The organism is Chelativorans sp. J32 (genome assembly GCF_000518985.1).
GTDB lineage: Bacteria > Pseudomonadota > Alphaproteobacteria > Rhizobiales > Rhizobiaceae > Chelativorans.
Map to the genome: position 1 here is coordinate 281,187 of NZ_JAEQ01000004.1, position 17,382 is coordinate 298,568.

The 17,382-nt window shown below is 62.5% G+C and carries 19 protein-coding genes; 10 read left to right on the forward strand and 9 right to left on the reverse strand.

Annotation, left to right across the window (positions count from 1 at the left end; translation table 11 throughout):
• Positions 1–58 precede the first annotated feature (58 nt).
• The 8 genes from CHEJ32_RS0108680 to CHEJ32_RS0108715 all read left to right on the forward strand — a co-directional run bounded on the left by CHEJ32_RS0108680 (position 59) and on the right by CHEJ32_RS0108715 (position 7,460).
• Positions 59–574, forward strand: a complete 516-nt coding sequence (locus tag CHEJ32_RS0108680) for an AAA family ATPase (protein ID WP_028033521.1) — start codon at positions 59–61, stop codon at positions 572–574.
• 266 nt (positions 575–840) lie between these two features.
• On the forward strand, positions 841–1,857 hold the full coding sequence (locus tag CHEJ32_RS0108685; RefSeq protein ID WP_051469553.1) for an ABC transporter substrate-binding protein: 1,017 nt from the start codon (positions 841–843) through the stop codon (positions 1,855–1,857).
• Positions 1,854–2,660 carry an ABC transporter ATP-binding protein gene (locus tag CHEJ32_RS0108690; protein ID WP_028033523.1) on the forward strand — a complete coding sequence of 269 codons (807 nt, stop codon included), beginning with the start codon at positions 1,854–1,856 and terminating at the stop codon, positions 2,658–2,660. The genes CHEJ32_RS0108685 and CHEJ32_RS0108690 overlap by 4 nt, the downstream gene beginning before the upstream one ends.
• A 1-nt stretch (position 2,661) precedes the next feature.
• Positions 2,662–3,477: an ABC transporter permease gene (locus tag CHEJ32_RS0108695; RefSeq protein WP_028033524.1), complete on the forward strand. Its 816-nt coding sequence runs from the start codon at positions 2,662–2,664 to the stop codon at positions 3,475–3,477.
• Between the two features lie 19 nt (positions 3,478–3,496).
• Positions 3,497–4,213: a GntR family transcriptional regulator gene (locus tag CHEJ32_RS0108700; RefSeq protein WP_028033525.1), complete on the forward strand. Its 717-nt coding sequence runs from the start codon at positions 3,497–3,499 to the stop codon at positions 4,211–4,213.
• Entirely contained in the window at positions 4,210–5,121 is a 912-nt protein-coding gene (locus tag CHEJ32_RS0108705) for an Ldh family oxidoreductase (RefSeq protein WP_028033526.1), read from the forward strand. Before CHEJ32_RS0108700 ends, CHEJ32_RS0108705 begins: the two co-directional genes overlap by 4 nt.
• An 87-nt stretch (positions 5,122–5,208) precedes the next feature.
• Positions 5,209–6,549, forward strand: coding sequence for an acyl-CoA thioesterase/BAAT N-terminal domain-containing protein (locus CHEJ32_RS0108710; protein WP_028033527.1), 1,341 nt, complete (start codon positions 5,209–5,211; stop codon positions 6,547–6,549).
• Positions 6,550–6,569: 20 nt separating this feature from the next.
• Positions 6,570–7,460, forward strand: coding sequence for a DUF1684 domain-containing protein (locus CHEJ32_RS0108715; protein WP_028033528.1), 891 nt, complete (start codon positions 6,570–6,572; stop codon positions 7,458–7,460).
• A gap of 73 nt (positions 7,461–7,533) precedes the next feature.
• Here CHEJ32_RS0108715 and map read toward each other — a convergent pair whose 3' ends face one another.
• Together map and CHEJ32_RS0108725 are read right to left on the reverse strand one after the other, a co-directional pair.
• The gene (gene map, locus CHEJ32_RS0108720; protein ID WP_028033529.1) at positions 7,534–8,313 is read right to left on the reverse strand and encodes a type I methionyl aminopeptidase; all 780 of its coding nucleotides are present in this window, start codon (positions 8,311–8,313) and stop codon (positions 7,534–7,536) included.
• Between the two features lies 1 nt (position 8,314).
• Positions 8,315–8,521: a ParD-like family protein gene (locus CHEJ32_RS0108725; RefSeq protein WP_028033530.1), complete on the reverse strand. Its 207-nt coding sequence runs from the start codon at positions 8,519–8,521 to the stop codon at positions 8,315–8,317.
• Positions 8,522–8,791: 270 nt separating this feature from the next.
• On the opposite strand from CHEJ32_RS0108725, the gene CHEJ32_RS0108730 reads away from it, so the two are divergent.
• Positions 8,792–10,288: an ATP-binding protein gene (locus CHEJ32_RS0108730; protein ID WP_028033531.1), complete on the forward strand. Its 1,497-nt coding sequence runs from the start codon at positions 8,792–8,794 to the stop codon at positions 10,286–10,288.
• 36 nt (positions 10,289–10,324) lie between these two features.
• On the opposite strand, the gene CHEJ32_RS0108735 is transcribed toward CHEJ32_RS0108730, so the two are convergent.
• From CHEJ32_RS0108735 to CHEJ32_RS0108765, 7 genes are all read right to left on the reverse strand, one after another.
• A complete protein-coding gene (locus CHEJ32_RS0108735; RefSeq protein ID WP_156936648.1) occupies positions 10,325–10,774 on the reverse strand; it encodes a type II 3-dehydroquinate dehydratase in 450 nt (149 codons plus the stop codon).
• A gap of 11 nt (positions 10,775–10,785) precedes the next feature.
• Positions 10,786–12,087, reverse strand: coding sequence for a TRAP transporter large permease (locus CHEJ32_RS0108740; protein ID WP_028033533.1), 1,302 nt, complete (start codon positions 12,085–12,087; stop codon positions 10,786–10,788).
• Positions 12,084–12,602 (reverse strand): TRAP transporter small permease, encoded by a 519-nt coding sequence (locus CHEJ32_RS0108745; RefSeq protein ID WP_028033534.1) that lies wholly within the window; start codon positions 12,600–12,602, stop codon positions 12,084–12,086. The genes CHEJ32_RS0108740 and CHEJ32_RS0108745 overlap by 4 nt, the downstream gene beginning before the upstream one ends.
• A gap of 73 nt (positions 12,603–12,675) precedes the next feature.
• Positions 12,676–13,662, reverse strand: a complete 987-nt coding sequence (gene dctP, locus CHEJ32_RS0108750; protein ID WP_028033535.1) for a TRAP transporter substrate-binding protein DctP — start codon at positions 13,660–13,662, stop codon at positions 12,676–12,678.
• Positions 13,663–13,685: 23 nt separating this feature from the next.
• On the reverse strand, positions 13,686–14,675 hold the full coding sequence (locus CHEJ32_RS0108755) for a sialic acid TRAP transporter substrate-binding protein SiaP (RefSeq protein ID WP_028033536.1): 990 nt from the start codon (positions 14,673–14,675) through the stop codon (positions 13,686–13,688).
• A gap of 11 nt (positions 14,676–14,686) precedes the next feature.
• Positions 14,687–15,577: an SMP-30/gluconolactonase/LRE family protein gene (locus CHEJ32_RS0108760; protein ID WP_034658092.1), complete on the reverse strand. Its 891-nt coding sequence runs from the start codon at positions 15,575–15,577 to the stop codon at positions 14,687–14,689.
• Positions 15,574–16,491 carry a shikimate dehydrogenase gene (locus CHEJ32_RS0108765; protein WP_245261032.1) on the reverse strand — a complete coding sequence of 306 codons (918 nt, stop codon included), beginning with the start codon at positions 16,489–16,491 and terminating at the stop codon, positions 15,574–15,576. The genes CHEJ32_RS0108760 and CHEJ32_RS0108765 overlap by 4 nt, the downstream gene beginning before the upstream one ends.
• A 154-nt stretch (positions 16,492–16,645) precedes the next feature.
• Between CHEJ32_RS0108765 and CHEJ32_RS0108770 the strand changes: the two genes are divergently transcribed.
• Complete coding sequence (locus tag CHEJ32_RS0108770) at positions 16,646–17,341, forward strand: TetR/AcrR family transcriptional regulator (RefSeq protein WP_028033539.1); 696 nt, start codon at positions 16,646–16,648, stop codon at positions 17,339–17,341.
• Positions 17,342–17,382: the final 41 nt, after the last annotated feature.

A 17,382-nucleotide genomic window follows, 5' to 3' on the forward strand; every position in this document is an offset into this window, starting at 1 on the left:
ATTCGGATGGCAGGTGCCGCGCTGCCAGGCTCGCTTTTGAACTGACCCAGGACATCAAATGACTGCACCGCTCTACGTCGTCACCGGGGCAATGGCTGCCGGCAAGTCTACCGTTGCCAAGGCGCTCGTGCAGCGCTTCGAAAAATCTGCCCATGTCGGCGGGGACGCGTTCCTGCGCATGATTGCCAAGGGAGGCGCCGTGATGGGGCCTGTGCTCAGCACCGAAGCCATCGCGCAGCTCCATCTGCGGCAGGACATCGCCATGGATGCGGTGCGCCGCTTTGTCGGAGCGGGATTCACCACGGTGTACCAGGACATTTTGATCGGGGCAGACTTCGTCCGAGTGACCAAGGCACTCGCCGATCTCTCCCCACGCGTGGTGGTGCTCAATCCCAATGCCGAAACGCTCGCGCACCGCGATGCGAACCGACACAAGACAGGTTATGGCGAACACTTCCCGCCGAATGTTCTTGCCGAGGCCCTGCAGTCTGAGACCCCCCGCGAAGGGCTATGGCTCGACACCTCCGCGATGACGGTCGATGAGGTGGTCGAGCAGATACTCCAGAACTGGTAACGCCGCGCCAATGACCTCTCGGTCAGCTTTGGCTCGCAGCCGCGTCGCTCTTGTGTGAACCAGTTCCGCTCCTGATATCGCGTGGCAATAACCGAGCCTGCCTGAGCGCCAAGCACGGCGATGAAATATCAGATTGCGCGTTTGATACATCAGTTATAAAAGTTTTCTCGTTTCGGCGATCAGCTCGGCACAATCTTCGCTTCAGAGGAGGGCGGGGGGATCGTAAAGTGCGGCAGGAAAGCCAATTAGGTAGGGGGGTCTCGCACATGCCTTTAATAGATCGTCGTCGTATTTTGGCAGCGGCGGCTGCCGCCACGTTGGCAGCCACCATCGCGTCGCCGGCATGGGCGCAGGAAACGCCGGAGATCGAGTTCCTCTACTCGCCCTTCGCCGACTACGCGCCGTTCTTCGTTGCCGAAGAGCTGGGCTATTTCGATGAATTCGGCCTGGACGTGACTCTTTCGCCCAAGAGCGGCACAGCGGAAACCATCCAGATGCTTGCGTCCGGCAATGTCGTTTCGGGTGCGGCGACCTGGGGCGCCGGCCTCTTCAACTCCATCAACAGCGGAGCGACCGTGACCATCGTCGCCACGCTGGCCAAGATGCCGAACTCCGTGCCATCGCCGTCGCCTTTCATGGTGTCGGAGCAGGCCTGGCAGGCCGGCATCCGCGAGGTGAAGGATCTCAAGGGCAAGCGTGTCGGCATTCCTGGACCGGGTGGGTTCGGTCTCTATTCGGTTGCCAAGGCGCTGGAGAAGGGCGGGCTTACCCTCGAGGACGTCGAGCAGGTCTTCCTGCCACCGCCGGCTACCGCGGCTGCCTTCGCCAATGGCGGCCTTGAAGCGGGTTGGAGCATCGAGCCATTCGCGCTGCAGCTAGAAAAGGAAGGGCTGGGGCGCCGCCTCGTGGAAGACCACACCTTCGGCACGGAACTCGGCTTCATCGCCTTCAACAACGAGTTCGCAAAGGAGAACGAGGATTCCGTCGTCAAATTCCTCGCCGCTTTCCTGAAGGCCGCGCGCCAACTCGACAATGGCGGCTGGCAGGACGACAACATCCTGGAGATCGTTTCCAAATACACGGGCACGGAGAAGGAGACGCTGAAGGGGATCGCTTACACGGTCCGCTCGGAAGATGGTTCTATCGATCTTGCCTCGGTTCGCGAGCAGGAGGAGTTCTTCCGGGCGCGTGGCGCCCTCGAATATGACGGTCCGATCGACATCGAGTCCGTCTATCGGACCGATCTTCTCGAAAAGGCCAACGCCCTTCTCGCAAAGCAATGAATTTGCCCGTCTCAGAAATCGGCCGGAATTCGGTCCCGGTCGATGCCGCCCCAGCCATCGAGGTGCAAAATCTCGTCAAGGCGTTCTACGACGTTGCGGGGGATCGCATCACGCTTGCGACCACTGACGTCAACTTCACGGTCAGGCGCGGCGAATTCGTCTGCATCGTCGGGCCCAGCGGCTGCGGCAAGACAACGGTGCTGCGCATCCTCGCGGGTCTGGAGCAACTCTTGAGCGGGCATGTGCGCATCGACAGCACAACCCCGCCGGCCATGGTCTTCCAGGAAGCGTCCGTGCTTCCCTGGTTGACGGTGGCGCAGAACGTCGCCTTTCCGCTCAGCCTAAAGGGTGTGCCCAGGCAGAAGCAGCGCGAGCGCGTGAGCGAATTGCTGGCGCTGACCGGCTTGACGGATTTCGCCGACGCGCGTCCGCATCAGCTTTCCGGCGGCATGAAGCAGCGCGTTTCGGTGGCACGTGCACTGGTCGATGACCGCGACATCCTTCTGATGGACGAGCCTTTCGGCGCTCTCGACGAGCAGACGCGTCTCACGCTGCAGCAGGAACTGCTTCGCATCTGGGAACGCACCGGCAAGACCGTCGTGTTCATCACGCATAGCGTTGACGAAGCGCTGACGCTGGCAGATCGCGTGCTGGTCATGTCGCCGCGACCCGGTACCATCGTCGCCGATCTGGCCGTTCCTTTCGGGCGCCCGCGCGACGTGGTGGAGATGCGCCGGGACAAGCGGTTCTGGGACCTTACCTACGAGGTCTGGCGATTGCTGGCCACCTCACCGGAGCGTTGAGATGACGACCGCCCATCCTTCTCTCTCGCCGGAAGAGATCGAGCGCCTTAAGGCGCCCGCACGCCGCGAGAACATCTATCGCATCCTGTCCTTTTTCAGCCCGCTGCTGCTCCTCCTGATCTGGGAGGTGGCGGCGCAGGCTGCACTGATCGACCGCCGCTTCTTCCCGCCGCCGAGCGCCATCGCAGGTACGGCCTGGCAGATGATCGTCAGCCTGGAGCTTTTCGAGCATATCGGGGCGACTCTGCGCCGGGTAGCGGTCGGCTATGCGATGGGCGCCATACCCGGAGTGTTGCTTGGCCTGATCCTCGGTCTCTCCACCCGTATCCGGCGTGTCCTGGGGCCGATCTTCGCGGCGCTCTATCCGGTGCCGAAGATCGCCATCCTGCCGCTCATCCTGCTGATCTTCGGCGTCGGCGATGCTTCGAAATTCGTGGTCATCGCAATCGGCGTGTTTTTCCTCATGTTCTACAACACGCTCGGCGGCGTGATGCAGATCCCGCAGATCTATCTCGATGTCGCGCGCAACGCGGGAGCAACGAAGTTTCAGACTTTCCGCCGCATCGCGCTGCCCTCGGCGATGCCGAGCATCTTTACCGGGCTGAAGCTTGCGGCCGGATCATCTTACATCATCATTGCCGCCGCGGAGTTTCTGGGTGCCCGCAGTGGCGTCGGCTTCTTCATATGGGCATCCTGGCAGACTTTCGCGGTGTCGCGGATGTTCGTCGGCATCGTGGTGATTTCGGTCATGGGCTATCTCACCATCCTCGCGCTCGAAGCGCTGGAGCGGCGTTTCGTGCCCTGGGCGAAGCATTGAAGGGCTCGGGGGCTATCGCATGACGTTCGATGCCGGTTCGGCCACCACCGCTCCTGCATCTGTTTCGGAGCGCATCTACCTGGCGCTCCGCCAGGAGATCATGCGTTGCGAGATCGCACCGGGAGCGACGCTCGATGCAGCCTCCATCGCGCGTCAGTACGACGTCTCGAAGACACCGGTGCGCGATGCCATGCAGAAGCTCGCCGCCGACGGGCTGGTAACCATTCTGCCGCGCAGCGGCTATCGCGTCGCTCCGATCACCTTTCAGGCGGTTCACGAAATCCTGGACTTGCGCGCGGCGATCGGGCCGCATGCGGCCAGGCAGGCGGCGCGCTACGCCACTGCGGCAGATATCGCGGTGCTGCGCCAGATCGTCTCGGAATATGCCGCTCCCCTCGATGTCGGCACGATGCAACAGGTCGCTCGCCGCTTTCACATCGCAATCGCCCGCTGCAGCCGCAACAAGCGCATCGTCACTCTCTCGGAGAGCCTGTTCGACGAGCTCGAACGCCTGCTGCGCTTCGCAATCGATTTCTCGGTCAAGACGGGGGAGCATTCCGAAGAGCATACGGCGCTGGTTGATGCGATCGAGGCGGGCGACGGCGAGCGGGCCGCCGCGATCGAGGCTGCCCATATCAAAAGCAGCCGAGAGTTCCTGATCGAGCGCCTGATGACGTTGGGCTACCTGTCGGAAGGCGAGATCCAGCTTGGCAATGCGCGGGGTGCGGGCGAATGATCGCGGTCTCTGATGCCATCGATCGGTTGTCGACCGCCCTGGGCGGTGGCCCTGCAGCAAAGCTCGCAGCTTCGGCTTTGATCGAGGCGGACGCGCTCGACCTGCCGCGATTTGGTATTGCCATGCTCGATGAGTGGACAGCCGATGCTGCGCCCGTACCGACGGTCGAGGGCCGGCAAGGCATAAGCTGGCTCGACTGCTCATCCGCTTTTGCGCCGCTTGCGGTCGCCGCCGCTACGCTCGATCTGGCTGAGGCTGCGCGGCAATTCGGCATCGCCGCCGTCTTCCTGCGGGGCGTAAGGGGACTTGGCCGGCTCGCGCCCTTCGTTCGCCATTTTGCCGATGCCGGCCTCATCGGAATGGCGGGAGCAGAGGGTCCGCCTTTCGTTGCACCTTTCGGCGGCACCCGGCCGGTGATCGGCACGAATCCCTTTGCCCTCGCCATGGGGAAGGGCGACGACCGTGTGATAATCGACGTCGCCAGCAGCACAGCCACCATGGCCGATATTCGCAACGCGCGTGCTTCCGGCACGCCCATGCCCGAGGGAATCGCGGTCGACAGAGAAGGACGGCCGACCAGGATTGCCGCCGAGGTTGCGGCATTGCTGCCGCGCGGCGGGCAGATCGGCTCGCTGCTCGGGTTGGTGGTCGAGCTCATGGCCGGCGCCGCCGGCGGGGGCAGGGGCGATCCAAAAGGTCGGGGCGCCTTCATCATCGCGCTCGATCCGGCCAGGGCGGAAGAAGGCGTCGACTGGCAGGCCAAACTTGCCGCGCTGAAGACCGATTGGACCGATGGAGGCGGCCACTGGCCACGGGGCGGCAGCGTGCCGCCCGATGCCGTGCTGGACAGTGTTTTTGCAGAGCGTTTGGAAAGTTATCTCGTCCGGATGACAGGTCAGACAGGCTGATGATGCGGCGCTTCACTGCCTCCGGCAATCCTCCTCCAGATGTGGAAATCCGGACAAGCTGACCGACCCGCAAAGATGGTGAACCTGATGACTGCAAAGCCAGTTTCGACCCCGGTTTTTTCGATCGATCCTATCCATGGCCTGATTGATGAGCCGCGCCGGATTATCGTTTCCGGCCTGGCTCCCGACGAGCTCGTCGCCATATCGGCCCGCACGCAGCGCGCGGGGGGCATTGACTGGATGAGCCAGGCAACCTTCATGGCCGATGCGCATGGCATGATCGATCTGACGCGCGACGCCCCGGTTGGCGGCGATTACGCGGAAGTGTCGGCCATGGGGCTGATCTGGAGCCAGCAACCGGTGGACGGCGCGAGCGCCGAACTCTTTCCCGATGATGTCATGGAGCCACTGCTGACGAAGCTTACGGCCGAAACCGCCGATGGCGTCCAGGCTGAGGCCGAACTCTACCAGCGCTTCGCGGCACAAGGCGTGGAGCGGCGGGAGATTCGCGAGGACGGGTTGGTGGGCACGCTCTTTACGCCTTCGGGCCAAGGCCCCCATCCTGTCGTGATGGTGCTCAACGGCTCCGGCGGGGGGATCAACGAGCCGCGCGCAGCACTGCTCGCTTCTCGCGGCTACCAGGCCTTTGCGCTCGCCTATTTCAAGGCACCGGGCCTGTCGCCCTTCATCACGGAAACTCCGCTCGAATATCTTGAGGCGGGCCTCAACTGGGTGCGCCGGGAGCTGCAGCCGAAAGACGGTTTCGTCGCTGTCAGCGGGCAGTCGCGCGGCGGCGAGCTCGCTCTACTGCTGGGCGCCACCTTCCCGGATCTGGTCTCGGCCGTGATCGCATTTGTGCCCGGTGCCATGGTGCATGGCGCCCAGGGTGCCGGCGATCCCGCACGCGGCGGCTGGCAGGGTGCAACCTGGACCAGAGGTGGCGTTCCCCTGCCGCATCTGTGGCAGGACAACAGTGCCGTCCATTGGCATCCCTGGGCGGGCGACGCACCGCCCAGCCGGCACCACTCGGTTTTTTTCGAGGGGCTGAAGGATAGGGAGCTGGCCACGCGGGCGCGTATCCCGGTCGAGAACATCGCAGGCCCGGTGCTTCTGATCTCGGGTCGCGACGATCGAGCCTGGCCGTCCAGCCTCTATTCCCGCATGGTGGTCTCGACCCTGCGTCGGCATGACCATCCTCATTTGGTCCGCCATCTCGATTTCGACGATGCCGGGCACGCCATCAACCTGCCGATCGTGCCGTCGACGCAGCTGGTCCGCGTTCATCCGGTATCGAAGGTGCCCTACACGAATGGTGGCACGCCTTCCGGCAATGCCAAAGCCAATGACGGCTCCTGGCGCGGAATGCTCGCTTTCCTCGACGAGGTCAGCGGGTCCGCAGGCCACCAGCGCTCTCAAGCAAACACCTGAATTTTTGAAGGGAGACGAACATGCCCACAAGAGAACATTTGGAAGGCCAGTGGCGCGAATGGCGCTACGCCCATGTAGCCAAGATGTTCCGTCCCTACGGCTGGACCTCACTCGTTGCCCAGTACTGGCTGGAAGCAGACGACAAGGGCGTCAGCTTCGATCTGCTTCCCGGAACCTGGTCGGTCGAAGAGGGCCGCATCATGTTCACTCCGCCTGCCTCGGGACCGAACCTTTCAGTGAACGGTGAATACCCCTCTGAGCCCGTGGAAATTGTCCCAGGCCGCAACCAGACCTATGGCCACGGCAAGAGCGTGCCGGTCTATTTCGGCTTGAAGGAAGTCGAGACGATCCTGCGCAGCAACCATGATGGCCACCCCCTCTATGGCGTGCGCGTCCGCGATCCGCTCAAGGCGATCCGGCCTGAGGATGCCGGCGTCACCGCTTTCGACTACGATCCCGCATGGCGCATCCGCGGCTTCTATACGCCGAGCGCGCTCACCGAATTCGAGGCCGAAACCGTGGAGGCCGGGGTGCGTGAATCGACGCCGCGCATCGGCACGTTCACGTTCGAGCACAAAGGCAAAAGCTATAGCCTCGTGCTGATCGGCAAGCAGACGGCGACCGGCGTGCAGCCCGTGGCACATATTCGCGACCAGACCAGCGGCCCCATCACCTATGGTGCGGGCCGCGTCATCGAGCTGCAATTTGCGGACGAAACGAACACCCGTATCGATTGGATCGATTTCAACTACGCGGTGGCGCTGCCATGCGCGTTCACTAATTTCGTGACTTGCCCGGTGGCGCCTCCCGAGAACCACCTCGATTTCGAGGTGCTCGCGGGAGAGAAGCGCCCCGCGCAGGATGTGGTAAGGACAATGACCTATCAGCCGCGAGCAAACGGCGCTTCGTGACGGGCGCTGCTCATGCGGGGACGGGTGTCCATCAACAGCAGATGGACACCTGCTTACGCTTCCGCATCGTGTGTTATACGCTGCTCGCTAGCATTGGCATCTCGTCGCGGCGCAGGGTCAAGACATCGACGCCCGTCCCCGTGACCGCGACCGTATGCTCGAATTGGGCGGAGAGCTTGCGGTCCCTGGTGACGACCGTCCATCCGTCGCTCTCGGTCGAGACTCTGCGGGTGCCCTGGTTGACCATCGGCTCTATGGTGAAAACCATGCCTTCGCGCAGCTCGAGGCCGGTTCCGGGCCGCCCGTAATTCAGCACCTGCGGTTCCTCGTGCATCTCGCGGCCGATGCCATGTCCGCAATATTCCCGCACGACCGAAAAGCCGTTTCTTTTGGCGTGCCGTTCGATCGCGAAGCCGATATCCCCCAGATGTGCTCCGGGCCGCACTTGCCTGATGCCTTTCCACATTGCTTCGTGAGCGACCCGCACGAGCCGCTTTGCGGCGGGCGAGGCGTTGCCGACCAGGTAGGTCTTGCTCGAATCGGCGATAAATCCGTTCTTCTCCAGGGTGATGTCGAAGTTGATGATGTCGCCGTCGCGGATGATCTCACCCGCATCGGGCACACCGTGGCAGACAACATGATTGATCGAGCAGTTCAGGACGTAGTTAAAGCCATACTGCCCCTTGCTGGCCGGACGTGCGGCGAGATTCACGGTGATGAAACGCTCGACCAGATCGTTCACCTGCAAGGTCGACATTCCGGCAAGTTCCTGCCCGTCAAGCATCTCGAAGACGGACGCCAGCAACCGGCCGGATAGGCGCATGAGCGCCAGTTCGTCTGGGGATTTCACCATGTCAGGCGGCAGTTAAATCCGCCACATGCACATTCGCCGCGGCGAACTGCATCTTGACGATCTCGTTGAAAGACAGGGTCGGATTGGCTTCCGCCAGCATGCCGATCTTCATCCAGAATTCGGCCTGCGCATTGATGGACCGGCACATCACCGTGCTGGCCCGGCGGGCTTCCTCATGCAGGTCGTCGTCGATTTTTACGATGCCCATGGGCAACTCCCAAGTCGATCAATATACGAACCATATATGTTTCGGATGTTCTGCGGTCAATCCTGCGCTGCGGAACCTGCTGTTGCAGCTTCTGGTCTGGTCGAGGCAGGGGGCTGATTTGGCGGAGACTTTGGTAAAGCGGAAGCCTCAAGCAGAAAGGCGCTGATACACACAATCTTCGCCTGCGCCATCGTGCCTGTGGGAATCTCCGCGGCGATGCTTCGCTCTGCGAGGCGGCGGATGTTAAGGACGTGCTCGAAGGGGTGCCGGATGAAGGTCAATATCGACATGGGCGCCGCGGCCGGCGGAGCCGTGGCGGAGCTGGATCTGGAAGAGCTGCTCGCGACCCGCCTGCTGGTGCAGGGCAATTCCGGGTCGGGCAAGTCGCATCTGCTGCGTCGCCTGCTCGAACAAAGCGCGCCCTGGGTGCAGCAATGCATCATCGACCCCGAAGGTGATTTCGTCACGCTGGCGGAAAAATTCGGCCACCAGGTGGTGGACGCCGCCCGCACCGAAGCGGAGCTGACGCGGATTGCCGGCCGCGTGCGGCAGCACCGCGTTTCCGTCGTGCTCAATCTGGAGGGGCTCGATGTCGAGCAGCAGATGCTCGCGGCGGCTGCCTTCCTCGGCGGCATGTTCGACGTCGAGCGTGACCATTGGTATCCCGTGCTCGTCGTCGTCGACGAAGCTCAGCTTTTCGCGCCTGCCGTTGCCGGCGAAGTCTCAGACAATGCGCGAAAGCTGTCGCTGGGCGCCATGACCAATTTGATGTGCCGCGGCCGGAAGCGGGGCCTGGCGGGCGTCATCGCCACCCAGCGTCTGGCCAAGCTTGCTAAGAACGTCGCGGCGGAAGCGTCCAATTTCCTGATGGGGCGCACCTTCCTGGATATCGACATGGCGCGCGCCGCCGATCTGCTCGGAATGGATCGGCGTCAAGCCGAAATGTTCCGCGAGCTTGCCCGCGGAAATTTCATCGCGCTGGGCCCTGCGTTGTCGCGCCGCCCGTTGCCGATCACGATCGGCCCCGTCGAAACCTCTGCGCGCTCGACCAGCCCGAAACTCATGCCACTGCCGGAGGCGCCGGAGGACGCCCGCGACCTGATCTTCATGCCCGGCCCCGAAGAAGCTTCTCCGGTGGTGCGAAGACCGCCGCCAAAGCCGATTCCGACAGACGAGATTTTGACGCAACTGTCGCGGCCGAGGCTGGTCCCGCAACCGCCGGCCGAGCCGGTTTTTGCCGTCATCGACGAGGCGGAGCGCGAAGCCGGCATCGATGCGGTGCTGCGCGAGATCCTCGAAGATCCCGATGCCGCCTTCCGCTCGGATGCCGTGCTCTATCAGGATTTTCTGGTGCGCAGCCGCATCCGCCGCGTGCCCGGCGAGCCACTGCCGCTTTCCGCTTTCCGCCGTCGGCTGGCGATAGCCCGCGCCGGCGTCGATGAAGGCTCGGAGGGTGAAACCTGGGCGATGGCGCTGTCCCTCTCTGAAACATTGCCCGACGATCTTCAGGGCATATTTTTGATGGTCGCCCGCGCGGCAACCAACAACGATCCGTGCCCGTCCGATGCCGCTTTGGCGCGCGCCTATGGCAGCCACTCGCCCCGCCGGGCGCGGCGCCTGCTTGCCTATTTCGAGGAGCGCGGCTTGCTTGTCGCCCGCACCGATTTTCACGGACGCCGCGTGCTCGCCTTCCCAGATCTTGGATGCGAGACGGCGCCGGGCCATCCCGATGCGCCCGACGAGACCCAGCGCGACGCTGCGGAGTAAGCACCTTCTGTCCGGTGCGGATCGCAGGTTTGCCGGTCAGGCCGTCCTCCGAGCCGCAAACCCTTCCATCGCCTGAACGGCAATGGCGTAGCCCTCCGGACCGAAGCCTGCCATGACGGCGGTGGCTATCTTGGATACGAAGGAGTGGTGATAGTAAGACTCGCGCCGGTGAATGTTGGAGATATGAAGCTCGATTATCGGGCCGGGAAACATCTTCAGTGCATCCAGGATTGCGATGGAGGTGAAGGTGAGCGCGGCCGGATTGATGATGATGCCGGCAGCACCTTCGTCGATCGCCTCGTGGATCCAGTTGACGATCTCGCCCTCGAAATTCGATTGATGGAAGCGGACGGGGCGGTCGCCCGCAGCCTTCCGACACATCGCCTCGATCTCGGCCAGCGTCGTCGTGCCGTATATTTCCGGTTCCCGCTTGCCGAGACGGTTGAGATTGGGGCCATTGAGAACGAAGATCGGCTTCGTGATCATAGGATTTCCTTTCAGCCCTGATAGCCCAGGAGACGAGGCAGCCAGAGCACCGTTTCAGGAACGAAGGTGATGAGGGCGAGTGCGCCGATCATGGCGAAGAGGAAGGGGAGCACATCCCTAACGAGATCCTTGATCGGGACCTCAGCGATCCGTGTCATGACGAAGAGCAGGAGGCCGTAAGGTGGTGTGATCAGGCCCAGCATGATGTTGACCACCACCACCACACCGAAATGGACGAGGTCGATGCCGAGCGCTTGTGCGGTCGGGACCAGCACGGGCACGACGACGAGAAGGATCGTCGTACCTTCAAGAAGGCAACCAAGCAGCAGAAGCAGTACGTTGACCAGGATGAGATAGGTGGTTGGCGAGAGGTCCCACGCGGTGAGCAGCGCCCGGATCTCGTTCGGGATGTTTTCGACCGTGACGACGTAGTTGAAGACGAGGGCCCCGGCGATCAGCATGCCGATGGAGGCGCTTGTGCGTGCGCTTGCGAGGACCGAGGCGTAGAAGTCGCGGAAACTCACGCTGCGATAGAGCACCACCGAGATGATCAGGGCATAGGCGGCGGCGATCGCCGCCGCTTCGGTGGGCGTGGTGACGCCGGTGTAGATGCAGCCGAGAAGGACGACCGGCATCATCAGTGTCGGGAATGCGCGCCAGGTGATGCCCGGTAGTGCGCGCAGCGGCGTGGGCTCTTCGACCGGGAAGTTTTCGCGCCGGGCGGCGAGCACGACGATGATCATCTGCGCGAGCGCCATCAGGAGCCCAGGCACCATGCCGCCCAGGAAAAGATAGCCGATGGAGGCGTCCGATACGAGCGCATAGAGCACCATTGGAATTGAAGGCGGGATGATCGGGCCGATCACGGCGGTGGCCGCGGTCAGTGCGGCGGCAAAGCTTGCACGATACTTGCCGTTGGCGGTCATCATGTTCTGCATCATCTTGCCGGTGCCGGCGGCGTCCGCGATCGCTGAACCCGACATGCCGGCAAAGATGATGCTTTGCAGGATGTTGACATGCGCCAGTCCGCCCCGGAAGCGGCCAACAAACGCATCGCAGAACTTCAACAGCCGCTCCGTCATGGAGCCGATATTCATGAGTTCCGCTGCCAGGATGAAGAGCGGCACCGCCAGGATGATGTAGTTGGAATACATCCCGTTGAGGAACTGCTCGGCGGCTGTGCCCATGTCGAGACCGGCGAGCAGGAGATAGAGAATCGAGCCTGCGATCATCGAATGGCCGATCGGCAGGCCGAGGAAGGCGAGGACCGTGATCGCCACGATCGATATGGAGAACGGGCTGGCGAAGCTCATAGGCCGGACCCTGCTTTGGCGGGATCGAATTCCTGCGGCGCGCGGCCGAACATGGCGCGCCAGCAGAGCCAGATGTAGCGAATGATGACCGCGACCACGAAGATGATGTAGATCGAGAAGAGCCAGTCGAAGCGGATCTTGAGATAGGCGGTGCTTTCCACGCGCATGAAGGTCACATAATCGAGCACGGCGGGAAATGAGATGCCGTAGAGCGCTATGAGGGCGAGGGCGGAGACGATGAGCATGATGCGGCGCGCCCGTGGCCCTGCCGAGGCATAAAGGAGGTCGAAGCGGATCTCTTCCTCCTCCTTCAGCACGAAGGCCGCGCCCCAGAGCACCATCCAGATCCATAGGACGACGCTGATCTCGTTCGTCCAGCCGATCGGCAGGTTAAGCGCGTAGCGGAACACGATCTGCAGCAGAAAGGCGGCGAACATAGCCATGAGCATTGCTGCAAGCGCGTTTTCGGCCCGCCGGTAAAGCCAGCCGCCGAGGCTGCTTCTCGTTACGTTCATCGCCCCTCCCGGATTTTCTGCGGTTAACCACGAGGGCTGGATGCCTGGGGCTCCGACCCTCCGATGCGGTCGATCAGAGTGCGTTGATCTTCTCGACCATGCCTTCCGGCCAGTCCTTGGCGAGATCGGAAGCCAGATATTTTTCTTGCGCATATGATCGGAAGGCCGCGATATCCGGCTCGTAGATCTTCAGTCCCTTCTCCTTGAAGAAGGTGACGAGCTCGGCCTCGTGCGCCAAGTGCTTTTCGGTGCTGAAGTCGATCGCCGCATCGGCCGCAGCCTGGAAGCGCGCCTGCTTATCCGAGTCCATCTCGTCCCAGACCTTCTTGGAGACGACCAGGAGGTCGAAGCCAACGAGATGCGAAGTCATGACGATCTGCGACATCACCTCGTAGAACTTCATGTTCTCGACATTGGGGAGCGGATTGTCCTGGCCGTCGATCGCGCCGGTCTGCATACCGGTATAGACCTCGGCATAGGCCATCGGCACAGGATTTGCGCCGAGCGCCTCGCCCAAAAACTGCCACGCATCGCCACCGGGCATGCGCAGCTTGATGCCCGCCATATCGGCGGGAGTCCTGATCTCCTTCTCGGGCTTGAGACCCACCTGCCGCGCGCCGAAATAGGTGGGGCCGAGCACGCGGATCCCGAGTTGGTCCTCGGCCATCTTCTTCATCTCGGCACCGAGATCGCTGTTGAAGAAGGTTTTCAGGTGCGCCGCGTCGCGGAAGAGATAGGCGGCCGTCACAACGGACCAGGCCGGGATCTGCTTGGAGATGTCCTGCGGGGCGATGTTGCCCATCTCCAGATTGCCGCGTTGTATGGCGACGAGTTCCGTACCCTGCTTGAAGAGATTGCCGCCATAATAGCCTTCGAACGTGAAATCGTCCTTTATGGCGTCGGCAAACTGCTTCATCATCTCGGCGCGGATGTCCTGTTCCGAGAACACGGCAGAAAAGCGCAACTTCGGCTTGTCCTGGGCGAAGGCGGGAAAGGCGGCGGCAGCGGCCGCAAGGCCTGTCCCGATCAGGAACCGGCGGCGATTTGTGGTCATATCCATGGTTTTCCTCCCTTTATGGTGCGTTAGAGCGCGTTGATCCTTTCGAGCATTCCCTCCGGCCAGTCCTTCGAAAGCGGGGATTCGAGATATTTCTTATTGGAATAGGTCCGGAATGCCGCGATGTCTGGCTCGTAGACGTCGAGCCCCTCCGTCTTGAAGAATTCGATGAGCTCCGCCTCCTGCCGGATGTATTCGGCATCGCTCCACTCGAAGGCGGCATCGGCGGCCTCCTGCATTCTTTGCTGCTGTTCGGGCGTCAGCGAATCGAAGAGCTTGGCGTTGATGAGGAGCAGGCCGAAGCCGACATTGTGCCGGGTGAGCACGATCTGGTCCGTCACCTCGTGGAATTTCATGAGCTTGTTGTTGGGGAGCGGATTGTCCTGGGCGTCGATCGCTCCGGTCTGGAGGCCGGTATAGACTTCCGCGTAATCCATCGCGACCGGATTGGCGCCGATCGATTCGCCGAGAAACTGCCAGGCCTCGCCGCCGGGCATACGAAGCTTCACGCCGGCAAGGTCCTCGGGCCTTTCGATCTTCTTGTTGCCCTTGAGATTGAGGTGGCGCGTGCCGTAATAGGCAGGCGCCAGGATGACGACGCCCATCTTCTCACGGGCCATTCGCTTGAACTCATCGCCGATGTCGCTTTGGAATATCGCCTTGAGATGGGCAGCATCACGAACAAGATAGGCGGCGGTCAGGATGCTGAAGGCCGGCACCTGCTTGGCGAAATCGGAGGGCGGCATCAGCGCCATCTCCAGATTGCCGCGCTGGACGGCGACGATCTCGGTGCCCTGCTTGTAAAGCGTGCTGCCGAAATAGGGCTCGAACAAGAACTCCTCGCCAAGCTGCTTGGCAAAGATGTCAACCAGCGCCACGGAGCGCGGTGCGTCGGCCGTGGTTGAATCGGCGAAGCGCAGCTTTATCGGCTCGGCGAATGCCTGCCTCGCGGCCGCAAGCAGCCCGAGCGCAGCAATGCCCGCTGCAAGCGCCCGCCTCGTGAACTTTATCCCCATTTGTTGCCTCCCTAGTGTCCGAAACGATGTTCGGGCAGACCTTGCCCAAGCCCCTCGATAGCCAAAAGCGCGCCTGCCAAGGGCTCCGCCGCTCGCTGGTCCGGAGTCAGGAACTTGGTGGCGCTGGTGATGAAGAGCGTTTTGTAGTCCTTGCCGCCGAAGCAGAGGCAGGTCGGGTTGGTGACCGGCAGCGGGAACGTGCGGTCGATCACGCCGTCCGGCCGGTAGCGCACCAGCCTTCCTCCGGCAAAGAAAGCCGCCCAGAGGCAGCCCTCGACGTCGACGCAGGCGCCGTCCGGGCGGTCGCCGGTCGCCGAATAATCCGCGAACACCCGGCGGTTGGTGATCACACCGTCGTCGAGGTCCAGATCGTAGGCATAGCTCAGGTGGCGGCGCGTGTCGGTGAAGTAGAGCGTGCGTCCGTCGGGCGAAAAGGCGATACCGTTGGCGACGATCACACCTTCCTCCATTCGGGACACCGTTCCGTCCGGATCGACGCGGTAGAGCCCGCCATTGCCGCGATGGAGCTGGTTGTCCATGGTGCCGACCCAGAACCGGCCGCGCGCATCGACACGACCATCGTTCAGGCGGTTGTCCAGCCCCGTCTCCACCGTGGCAAAGGACGTCCTCTCCCCGGTCTCGAGATCGAGCCGGTAGAGTGATAGATCGGCCGCAAGCAGGCGGCCGCCGCTCCGGGTGAGCGCCTGCGTCCCGGCGAAGGTGCCGGGAAGAGGGATGGCCTCATAAGTCCCGGTCTCCGGGTCGAGGGACTGCAGCTTCGGCCTTTCGATATCGAGCCACCAAAGACGCCCGGTCCGGTCGCACCAGAGCGGCGTCTCGCCCAACTGGTCGGCCCCGTTGAAGAGCACTTCGATGCTGCGGTTTTTCAATTCGAGGTTCATGCCGCGGCCTCGAAATGACGGGCCATGGCACGCATGTCTGCGGCGCGGCCCGTGAAAAGCTCGAAGGCGCGGACTGCCTGCCCGATGGCCATGCCGATGCCCGGCAGGACTTTGCAGCCGAGCTGGCGCGCATGGCGCAGAAGCTCGGTCTCCGGCGGGAAATAGATGATCTCGGCCACCCAGTGGCCGGGCCGCAAGTATTCGGCGGGGAAGGGGAGGCCGGGATATTTCGCCATGCCAACCGGCGTTGTGTTGACGAGCCCATCTGCCGTCCTTAGCGCTGCCGCCGCATCCGTTTCCGCCCGAACGGCCTTGCCCGTTGCCATACACATCTTTTCGGCGAGGAGGCGCGAGCGCGATGGGTCCGTATCGATGATCGAAAGACTCTTTACGCCGAGTTCCAGCAGCGCATAAGCGACCGCTGCCCCCGCGCCGCCGGCGCCGAACTGGGTTACCCTGTCGAGAGGGATGCCCACCATCTCCCGCCGGAAACTTTCGGCGAAGCCCCAACAATCCGTGTTGTGACCGGTCGCCTTGCCGCCCGAAAAGACGACGGTGTTGACCGCGCCGATGGCGGCGGCTTCGCTTGCGAGCTCGCCAAGGCAGGAGAGCACCTGTTGCTTGAACGGATGCGTCACGTTGAGACCGTTGAAGCCGAGCTCCCGCGCCGCGGCGATGCAGGCCGGCAGGTCGTCGTCGGTGAGGTGCAGCCTGTCGAAATCGGCAAGAACATAGGTGGAGCTGAGGCCGAGTCGCGCCGCCTCGCGCTCATGCATGGCGGGGGTGCGGGAGGATTGGATGGAGCGCCCGACGAGGCCCACGACCATGTCCGATTCGGATTGGCGCAGAACGGAACGCTTCTCCGCAATGAGATCGCGAAACGATGCGACGATCGAATGAACGGCTGCGGGCACTTCTCCTCCGCTTTTCCAGTGCAGACGGCATGCGGTGAGCACGCCGTGCTTGTGTTCCCTCCGGCTCGCCCGATAATTGCCCCTGGCGAGCAAGCTTCACTTTGTACGAAATAGTTAGTACACGGAATCAAAAATGAAGACAAGGCACCAATCCATGGCGACAGAGCCCAGGCGGGGCGGGGATTCCGATACGCTGAAGCGGCAGCAGGACCCTGAGGGCACCAAGCGCGACATTATAGAAACGGCATCTCGCGAATTCGCGCTGAACGGCCTTTCCGGCGCCAGGATCGATGAGATCGCGGCCCGGACCCGCTCTAGCAAGCGCATGATCTATTATTATTTCGGCGACAAGGAGGGGCTTTACCTCAAGGCGCTGGAGAACGCTTATCAAAGAGTGCGCGAGGGCGAGGCCCAGCTCGACACGAAGGGAATGCCACCGATTGAAGCGCTGAAGCGATTGGTGGAATTCACCTTCGACCACCATCACCAGCACGAGGAGTTCATCCGGATGGTGATGATCGAGAACATCCATCACGGCGAGTATCTGGACAAGTCCGAGGTGATCCGCGACTTGAACGTAACCGCCATCGACAACATTGCCGCGATCTACGAGCGTGGGGTGGAGGAGGGCGTGTTCCGCTCCGGGCTCGATCCGGTGGAACTCCATTGGCAGGTGAGCGCCCTTTGCTTCTTCAATGTCTCAAACCGTACGACTTTCTCGAAGATTTTCGGGCGGGATTTCGGCTCGGAGGAGGCGCTTGGCCGGTTGCGGAAGAATGCGGTGGATATGGTTTTGCGCTTCGTCATCCAACCCGAGGCGCTTTCGCTTCTCGACGAATCCGCAGGTTGACTTGCATCCTCGCCGGCCGATCTAGTATTGTACGAACTAGT